The organism is Mesotoga sp. HF07.pep.5.2.highcov, assembly GCF_003666285.1.
In the GTDB taxonomy this organism is placed as follows: domain Bacteria; phylum Thermotogota; class Thermotogae; order Petrotogales; family Kosmotogaceae; genus Mesotoga; species Mesotoga prima.
Genome location: NZ_JFHJ01000599.1, coordinates 1 through 9040, shown reverse-complemented (window position 1 = coordinate 9040; position 9040 = coordinate 1). Strand labels below are relative to the sequence as shown.

Below are 9040 nucleotides of genomic sequence, written 5' to 3'. Positions count from 1 at the left end.
TTTATTATCTCGCCCAGTTTTCTCTTTCCGAGCGAGATTGCCCTCAAAATGGCGAAGTAGTTTCTCGGTTCTCTGAGCTCCTCATTCAGAAGAAACTCGGCTTCGGCAAACAACACCTCGTTCTGGTTGTATATCTTCTCCATGACATTTCCGTAATAGTCAAGATCGCTGTCAAACTGCTCAAGATAGAACGGTACTCCACCAAGAGTGCCCCATATCTTGAGTAAATCGTCAAATTCGTATTTCTTCTCGAAGAACGCGCCGATTTCATTGAAGGGAAACTGGTTTAGAAGAAGCTGTCCAGTTCGTCTGCCGTATAGAGGGCTCTTATAGCTCAAGACACTGTTCTCCATTAACGAGACGCTCGAACCCGTGAGAACGAGAAAGACATTCGAGTTTGACAAGTATTCGTCCCAGCCCTTTTGAAAAGCCGAGATAATGTACGGTTCTCTTTCTATAAGGTAAGGAAATTCATCTATCACGAGTATGTATCGATCGTGCTTGGAGGCAAGGTACTTGAAGAGCATCTCCCAGTTGGAGAATTTGGTTATTATGTCCTCGTGGAAGAATTCAATAACCTTCTCGGAGAGCTTCTTCAGTTGAAGATTCTCAGGCAGTTTCTCTGCCAGGTAATAGATCCCCCGCTTCTTCCTCAAGAATTCCTTTGTGAGTTCTGTCTTTCCAACTCTCCTTCTGCCGTATAGAATAAGCAGTTCCGGTTTTCCCCTTTCGAATCTCTCCTCGAGATAGGCTAACTCCCTCTTTCTGCCAACAAACACAGCAATCACCTACTTATTATACTTTACAGTATTATACTATATAGTATATTGATAGCAAATCATCTTCATACCTCTCTTCCTTTCTAGTTTCCAATTAATTTCTCTGAAAAGGACTCGGTTTTTTTGTATTATATATACATAAGTCTTCCAGGTAATTCATGAATCTTTCCGACGATAATTTTCTTCTACGCTATATTGATCAATTGAGGAAGAGCAATACTGTAGAACAAGATCCTGTACAGGAGCATTACGGGATGAAGCGCGGGGATATTACGGGATGATACAACATGTTTCGGGGCATGATATTCTCCCCTTAGAGTATTGTCAAAAGAGAGAGGGTATAGAATGAGGGTAGAGGCGTAGCCAGTGGTCATCCTGAAATGCTCCTGTTCAGGATCTGGGCTTAGGTCTTGACGAAAGGCGGATCCATGCTCTTGGACGGGACAACGAAGGACGGCTCTTCCTAGCGTTCAGCGGGTCCTTGGTTTTAAGCGTAGAGCGGTTCTAATGCGAGATCCCGTATAAGAGCATTACGGGATGACTGAAGAGAAGACTCAAACAGAATCCCTGAAGAGGAGACCCCAAACAGAATCCCTGAACAAGATCATTTCAGGGCAGGCTCATTGGGGCAGGCTTTCAGGGCAGGCTCATTGGGGCAGGTTCTACGGGATGACGTAATGAGGGTTAAAAAAACGGGGTCAGAATTCGGTTTGTACGTATCAGCAAGTAAAGACTCTCACTTACCTTAACGAAATAAGGGCCGTACAGGAGCGAATGAAACCCGGGTGTTCTTTCATCGACAGAGGTGAAATAACAAGGCCAAATAACTAACTAACAGGTAAAGAGCGTGAATTCTTTTACAGATCAGAACCTTAAGCGCCTGAGACTTTCTTCGAAATCATGCTAAGGGCCTGGTAACACTCTCACAATCTGCACAAGCTTCGAACCCTTTCAGGGTGACGAATTCATGCGTTTTGTCTGTCTGTGTGGTGTCGGACCCGAGCGTATGAGGCTTCATGTCTTCCCCGGATAGAAACGCTTCCTTTCACTTTCGCCTCGGTATTTGCTCAAGCCTTGTTTGCTTCGCAGGAAGAATTGGCTCACTGGGTACTTCAAGCTCCTGAAAAAGCTTCCGGGGATGTCTTGACAACGATGGACTATAACAATATACTAATGGTAGATATGTCTATCTTATCTTCATATGTAAAGGAGTGGTTTCACAGTGACTATTTCAGAGAGCCTGGAGGATTATCTGAAGTCTGTGTATCAGATACAGACCGAGAAGGACTTTGCACGTGTGAAAGATGTGGTTTAGATCCTCGGAGTGAAAACTTCCCCAGTTTTGGCAGGTGATATGGCGGGCGCTTTGGGACCGGGTGGCCCTCACCATGTGGCGGGCGGTCGAGTTCGCGGCACCGGCCACACTGCTCATCTGGGTCCTGGGCAATATCCCCCGTGGCGTCCCCTTTGAGCAGACGGCCATCGGCTGGCTAGTGCATGGACTGGCACCGCTGGGCCGGCCGTGGGGGCTCTCCGGTGCAATGCTAACTGCCCTGCTCTTCGCCCTGCCGGCCAAAGAGATCATTGTGCCCGCTCTGGCCATGACCTATGGCCTTCAAACCAGCCTGGCGGAGTCGGAGCAGGTGCTGGCTTACCTGCCCCAAGTGTGGACGCCGTTGACCTCCTACTCGTTCCTAGTGTTTTTTATGCTTTATCTGCCCTGCCTGGTCACCGTATGGGCCACCTGGAAGGAGACTCGCAGCCTTAAGTGGACGCTGATGGGATTGGCCGTGCCGATGGTCATGGCCAGCCTGATCACATTTTTCGTCTATCAGGGTGGACGGTTGCTGGGCTTTTGATGGTTGAAGTCCCCTGAAGGTTCTGAACTTAGGGAGCAGGTTGAGAAAAAGTAGAAAAGGGAAGAGCAAATGCCAAGCGACTTTTGGAATAGTCCAGTGTTATGGGTTAGCTTCGACTTCGTCTGGGTCATCCTCGCGGTGCTCATGTATCACCTGCCCACCGCAAAAGAGAGGGCTTGTAACGTGATATCTCAAAAGTAGATGTTACCGAAGCCGGTGACGCTGCCTCAAAATTTTTTTACTCATATAGCCTCCAAAGTTTCTTGAGATTCACGCTGATCCGGAGAGAGTCGCCGACCACTCGGAGAAGTTCGTGGTGATTATTTACGGTGGTTTTCGTGTACCATAAACCAAACAATGTTGCTTAAGGAGGGGCAGCGCTACCAAATCAACGTAGTAGGACAGGCTCCCAGCCTGTTCGTAGTGTCGGGCGTCCCTGCCCGACGTTACACGGGCCCCTTCGAACTTCGCTAACCCAGTCGATGAGGAGCCGATGCCCCCTTTGATAACGGTTTCAACGAGGTGATTCTTCCCCCGTAATGCACGATAATTAAATCTACTCGATGTCTTGACAACGATGGAGTATAACAATATACTATAATGGTAGATATGTCTATCTTATCTTCATATGTAAAGGAGTGGTTTCACAGTGACTATTTCAGAGAGCCTGGAGGATTATCTGAAGTCTGTGTACCAGATACAGATCGAAAAGGACTTTGCACGTGTGAAAGATGTGGTTGAGATCCTTGGGGTGAAAACTTCCTCGGTGATTTCTGCATTGAAGAAGCTCAGCAAAAATGGACTCGTCGACTACGAAAAGTACAGTTACATTAAACTCACTCAGGCAGGACTGATGCAGGCCAGTCTATTGTTCGAGAAGCACAACTCTCTCAAGACTTTTCTCGAAGAAGTTCTGTATATCGAGAGTAGCAAAGCAGGCGAACTTGCACATGGTCTCGAGCATCATCTGAATCAGGAATTGCTGACGAAAATGGAAGCCGTAACGAGGTTCTTCGCCGAAAACCCTGAGCTCCTCAAAAAGATGCAGACTTACGTTGAAGATTATGAAAAGGACTCACAAGGAACTCTGGACAAACAAAAAAGCGGAAAGGTCTACAGGGTCGAAGCCATCAGGGGCGATCCCGAGTTGAAGAGACGTCTCTTGAGCATGGGAGTGCTTCCTGGAACAGAGATTTCGCTTGAGGCTATCGCTCCCCTGGGTGATCCTATCGAGATAAAGGTGCGGGGATACAGACTCAGTCTTCGTAAGGAGGAGGCGAGGGCCGTTGTCGTCGAGAGTATCTGATAGTTTCTTTCTCAGCAACGTGCGACGGGGCCGCTGCAGAATAGTTGATCTTTCAAGATGCGAAACGCAGAGATCGAAACTGCGAAGCATTGGTCTTATCGAAAACGCTGTTGTTGAAGTTATGAGGGGCTCGGCTGAGGGAATGTTGATTCTTCTAATAGGGGAGTCTCGGATGGGTCTGAGCAATTCTCTCGCAAGCAGGATAGTAGTTGAACCAGTGGACGAAAGAGTCCGCTTTGTAGATGGAGGGGAGGAGAACAATGCCGTCAAAGGGCGTTTTGGTAGAAGAAGACGTTATCGATATCGCACTGGCTGGTAATCCCAATGTGGGAAAGACAGCGGTGTTCAATGCTCTGACAGGGATGCACCAAAAGATAGGAAATTGGCCAGGAGTTACGATAGAGAAGAAGGAAGGAGTATTTTCCTTCGGCGGAATCAAGGCAAGAGTCGTCGATTTACCGGGGATATACGGCTTGAATGCCTTTTCGATAGATGAACGAATCTCCCGTGACTATCTGGTGACCAGCAGGCCCGATCTGGTCTTGTCGATAATCGACAGTACGAACCTGCAAAGAAACCTTTATCTCACTCTCGAACTGATAGAAATGGGTATGAACGTCATTGTGGTTCTGAATATGCAGGACGAGCTGGAGGCCCAGGGGATCTCAATTGACACGGAAGGCGTCGCCAGAGAGCTCGGGGTGCCAGTCGTCATGATATCGGCGCTGAAACGCACCGGCATTAAGGATCTTAAGGACAAGATTTTCGAATATGTGGGGAAGGTCTCGTCGAGAACAGAGAGAAAGTTCCACGACCAGAGAATCGAAGAGGCAATCAGGAAGATAGAGTCACTGGTATTGCACTCCGATATTTCCAGTGAGCTTGACCCAAGATGGTTGTCCATAAAACTCATTGAAAAAGACCCAGAGTACAGAACGTTACTCGAAAGAGCTTCAAGCGGTACAAAGGGCGCAGTCGATCAAATCGTTTCAGACCTCGAAAAGTCTGTTGGAGACGCTTCTATAGCAATGGCCCAGGAGAGGTACAGATCGATTCAAGAGATTTACACGAACTTTGTGAAGAAAAACACCGGTCGGGTCGATTTCACAGATAAACTTGACAGGATACTCACCAATAGATGGCTTGGAATTCCGATATTCTTCTTTCTAATGTGGCTGACCTTTGAGGTAACCTTTACCATCGGGAATTTCTTTCTTGAACAGATAGAGATTGGGTTCGAATGGCTATCTGAATCTGCAGTTTCTCTACTTGCCGGGAACGTACCGGAAATAGTTGTTTCTCTTGTTTCGGATGGAATTATCAGTGGTGTGGGAAGCGTTATGGTCTTCGTTCCTAATATCTTCTTCTTGTTTCTCATGATCGGGGTTTTCGAATCGTCAGGGTACATGTCCAGGGCTGCATTTGTCATGGACAGGCTGATGCATAAGATCGGGCTCCACGGCAAATCTTTCATACCTATGATAATCGGATTTGGATGCACAGTTCCTGCAATTATGGCTACGAGGACCCTTGAATCGAGAAAGGACCGGCTGATCACTATGCTTGTTTCTCCTTTTATGTCATGCAGCGCGAGATTGCCAATCTATCTTACCTTCACCGGTATATTCTTCTCAAAACACCAGAGCACCGTCGTGTTCAGCATCTATGTGATCGGAATAGCGGCCGCCATTGGAATGGCGATGTTATTCAAGAGTACGATCCTCAAGGGGGAAAGCTCGCCTTTTGTGCTTGAACTTCCGCCGTACAGACCGCCAATGGTTAAAGAGACACTGAGATTTGCGGGAAGCAAGAGCCTTATGTTTCTCAAGAGGGCCGGCACCATTATCTTCATAGTTGTCCTGGTGATCTGGGCTCTGGCAACCTTCCCCGCTGGGGTGGAGTATGGCTCCAAAGAAAGCTATGCAGGCGTAATTGGTTCAACTGTAGCTCCCCTAATGAAACCCATGGGAATTGATCACTGGGAGAGCGGGGTTGCAGTGTTAATGGGAGCTCTCGCAAAGGAAGTAGTGGTCGGGACTTATCAGACGCTGGTAGGAGAAGGAAACCTCGAACTGACCTTGAGTGAGTATTTCACACCACTCTCGGCGTACGCTTTCATGCTTTTCACATTGCTATACATGCCATGCGTAGCGGTATTTGGCGCAATCTGGGAGGAAGCTGGAGTCAAATGGGCTCTCTTTACAGCCGTTTACACAACTGTATTTGCGTTCATTGTTGCTTCTCTCGTATTTCAAATTGGTAGTTTGTTTCTCGCTTAAGTAGGCATATTACATTCAATTGCTCGATCAGAAATTGCTTTGGGGCAATGCAGCGTATACGGTGATCGTTCCCAAAAGCTTAGTTGGCTTTAGCAAAGCAAAACGCTTTCTACTCATTTTTATAAGCAATGCGCTGCTTGCGATTCACGGAAGAAGAAAATTACCCTTGGTGCCAAACCGGTAGTCAAAATCCGTTGATGTTTTCCGCATGAGAGCAAAAAAGATCCTGAACCATTCTCTACCCGATTCTTACGCTATTTGTCTATTATCAGGGTTCCGATCAGGAACCCTTCTTCATTGAAGACTGCATACCTTCCCTCGGAAAGTTTCTCAAATCTGACCGTCTGCAATCCGGATTCAGCAACTTCACGGCTTTCTGACTTTTTCTTTGTTTCTCTTACGGTCAAGAATCTCTCTTCATCGCCACCCTTTGCATTCCAATCAAGTTTCTTCTGGATTGTCCATTCGTCGACCAGATACCTCTTGCCGATTCTAGTTGCCTTGAGCGCGCCCTCGCTTATCCATTTTCTTACAGTCCAGGGCGTACAATTAAAGATCTCCGCCACTTCTTTTGTTTCATAATACTTCCTTCCATCCATAACAACCATTTTCATTTCCCTCCTTCCACTATTTTCCGCTATATTCTAATATAATCTAACTTAATCATTTCAAATTTGACTGTTATCCTTAAAACACGGGCAAAAACCGTCTCGACGAGGATGTTTGTTTGAAGAGTGTTTATTGAGGCTATCAAGCATTTCCGGGCATCGCTCTGGGTAATGGTTTCGAGCCCAGTTTGTCAACAACTCTTCTCCGTGATAAGACCAATCTGTTTAAACCACTTCTTGTCTCCAATTCGAAGATCGGTCAAGTGGAGCGGAACTACGATGTAAGAAATAGGCAGAGCTCTCTAGGCCGCGCCCATTTTGACATAGCTATGTATGAAACTCGTTATCTCTAGTGAGATAGTCAGAATAAGCTCTTATTTTCAAAACAATAAGAACCGATATTACTCAGTGATTTCATCCGATGACTGGCTTCAGATTTGCTATAAACGATTTGCCATTCCAGGCAGTCAATCTTCACCATCGAGTAATCGATCTGTCCTTTGTTACCCGATACATCTCTATCATTTGATACTGTCTGGCCAACGATTACTGCTCCCCCGTCAGAACAGCATTTGCCTCATTGGCGTCATCAGAGCAGCTCCCGCCGAGGCATTTCTACCGGTGGAAATTGACGGCAACATCCACTGCTACTATCCAGCAACACAGGCTCCTACCGATTGATTACCCAAGACATTTCCGTCATTTGACATTGTTTGGCCGGCAATGATGTAATCCCCGCAGGATGTTCGAAAAACTAAAGTGTTCTCTTCATATCCGCTTCCTCTAAGGCACTTCTGTAGTATGATATTGCCGTTTGCATCCAGTTTCGCAATCCGGAAGCAGCTAGAATTAAGGTTACCGCAGACATCCCCATCAGTTGAGTTTGAATATCCAGCCACGATATATTAACCATCGGAAGTCCGATGAACTGGAAACGGTATATCACAACTACTGCCGCGCTTTCACCTTTGGCTTTGGAGAGCATTTACAAACCCAGAAGATTATGGAACCCAACTATATTCATTCAGACATTTTGAAGTGTGTGTGCAGGATTAGTTTCTTTTAATAACTTTCATTCATTTCTTTAGTGAAGTTCAAGGGAAGAAAGTCCGGGACTGGGTTTTGCTTATTGATTGACCGGGCGGTGGAAAAACTTTACATTCCGGGTTTTCTGAACAGGAGATTTTAGGTGGCCAAAGCGTTAGGAGAGTGAATTCCACTTCTTCCTAAAAAACGGAAATAGGTTCTGCGAAAATAAGAAGGTTCTTTGGTACAAGAAGTTCTTGACTATTACTGAATGATTATGAATACCCTCTTTCAGATGCATAGGAATTTGCCACTGAAAACATTATGCTATTCAAGTACGGTTTATAGCGTGGAAAGAATCAGATCTTAGGTTCTTTTTCAGTACGAAACACCGCTGCTAAAAGCAGAGAGGAGGCTTCTGCATGATTTCGAATAGGCTGTTATTTGTTTGTTTAGCTTTCCTGATGTTGTTTTCAGTTGTTTTCTCCAATCAACAGGAACTCACCACGGATCCTTCCGAAGCAAACTCGTTGGCCAAGGACGCATACATTTTCGCTTACCCTATGCTAGAGAATTACAGAACGATGTATGTAGAAGCCGTAAGTTCGGGGAAATTCAACACATTTACCAGGATCAAGACTCTTTTCGGACCGGATAGCAAGACAGTTGTACGGCCCAACAACGATACTATTTACTCAACGGCCTGGCTAGATTTGAGGGCTGAACCGATTGTGGTAGATCTTCCAGGAGTTAAAGACAGGTACTTCTCTCTGCAGCTTGTAGATATGTACACTCACAATTTCGCATATGCGGGCTCCAGGACCACGGGGACGGACGCTGTGACAGTAATGGTGGCAGGCCCCTACTGGGAAGGCGAGATCTTCGGGAATAGATGATGTCTTCTACAGCGAGGGAAATTATGTTTATTGCGTAGTAAGGACTGCTGTCAATAGCGAAAAGCCAGGAGATTTGCAGAGTGTCATTGAGATTCAGCAGCAGTGTTCACTGCAGACTGTGAGTGAATATTCCGGGGCTCCTTCTCCTGAAGCGCTTCAAATGGAGAGTTTTCCTTTTTTTGACCAGACCGTCGCCGATTCGGCAGGTTCATAGGCTACTTCAATTTTCTTCTCGGCCAGCTGCAAATTCATCCTTCTGAAGAAGCCCTCATCCAGAGTTTCTCAAA

The 9040-nt window shown here is 46.3% G+C and carries 7 protein-coding genes; 5 read left to right on the top strand and 2 right to left on the bottom strand.

Annotated elements, in window-relative coordinates; translation table 11 throughout:
- Nucleotides 1-779, bottom strand: a 779-nt coding sequence (locus tag BG32_RS12635) for an ATP-binding protein (protein ID WP_147435035.1), incomplete at its 3' end; no start/stop codon positions are given.
- Between the two features lie 1388 nt (nt 780-2167).
- On the opposite strand from BG32_RS12635, the gene BG32_RS12625 reads away from it, so the two are divergent.
- The 4 genes from BG32_RS12625 (at nt 2168) to feoB (ending at nt 6223) form a co-directional block, all read left to right on the top strand.
- Nucleotides 2168-2638, top strand: a complete 471-nt coding sequence (locus BG32_RS12625) for a nucleoside recognition domain-containing protein (protein ID WP_099772871.1) — start codon at nt 2168-2170, stop codon at nt 2636-2638.
- A gap of 649 nt (nt 2639-3287) precedes the next feature.
- Nucleotides 3288-3944, top strand: a complete 657-nt coding sequence (locus tag BG32_RS12620; RefSeq protein ID WP_121510459.1) for a DtxR family transcriptional regulator — start codon at nt 3288-3290, stop codon at nt 3942-3944.
- Nucleotides 3925-4263 carry a FeoA family protein gene (locus BG32_RS12615; protein WP_006487552.1) on the top strand — a complete coding sequence of 113 codons (339 nt, stop codon included), beginning with the start codon at nt 3925-3927 and terminating at the stop codon, nt 4261-4263. Before BG32_RS12620 ends, BG32_RS12615 begins: the two co-directional genes overlap by 20 nt.
- The gene (feoB, locus tag BG32_RS12610; RefSeq protein ID WP_259459733.1) at nt 4205-6223 is read left to right on the top strand and encodes a ferrous iron transport protein B; all 2019 of its coding nucleotides are present in this window, start codon (nt 4205-4207) and stop codon (nt 6221-6223) included. Before BG32_RS12615 ends, feoB begins: the two co-directional genes overlap by 59 nt.
- A 254-nt stretch (nt 6224-6477) precedes the next feature.
- Here the strand turns inward: feoB and BG32_RS12605 are convergent, their stop codons facing one another.
- A complete protein-coding gene (locus BG32_RS12605) occupies nt 6478-6837 on the bottom strand; it encodes a helix-turn-helix domain-containing protein (protein ID WP_121510457.1) in 360 nt (119 codons plus the stop codon).
- 1442 nt (nt 6838-8279) lie between these two features.
- On the opposite strand from BG32_RS12605, the gene BG32_RS16740 reads away from it, so the two are divergent.
- Nucleotides 8280-8753, top strand: a complete 474-nt coding sequence (locus BG32_RS16740) for a DUF1254 domain-containing protein (RefSeq protein WP_259459732.1) — start codon at nt 8280-8282, stop codon at nt 8751-8753.
- The last annotated feature ends 287 nt before the right edge of the window (nt 8754-9040 follow it).

Bases quoted from the DNA above. Each gene is read 5' to 3' on its own strand.
- BG32_RS12605 (WP_121510457.1), bottom strand. From the start codon at position 6,837: ATGAAAATGGTTGTTATGGATGGAAGGAAGTATTATGAAACAAAAGAA.
- BG32_RS12625 (WP_099772871.1), top strand. From the start codon at position 2,168: ATGTGGCGGGCGGTCGAGTTCGCGGCACCGGCCACACTGCTCATCTGG.
- BG32_RS16740 (WP_259459732.1), top strand. From the start codon at position 8,280: ATGATTTCGAATAGGCTGTTATTTGTTTGTTTAGCTTTCCTGATGTTG.
- feoB (WP_259459733.1), top strand. From the start codon at position 4,205: ATGCCGTCAAAGGGCGTTTTGGTAGAAGAAGACGTTATCGATATCGCA.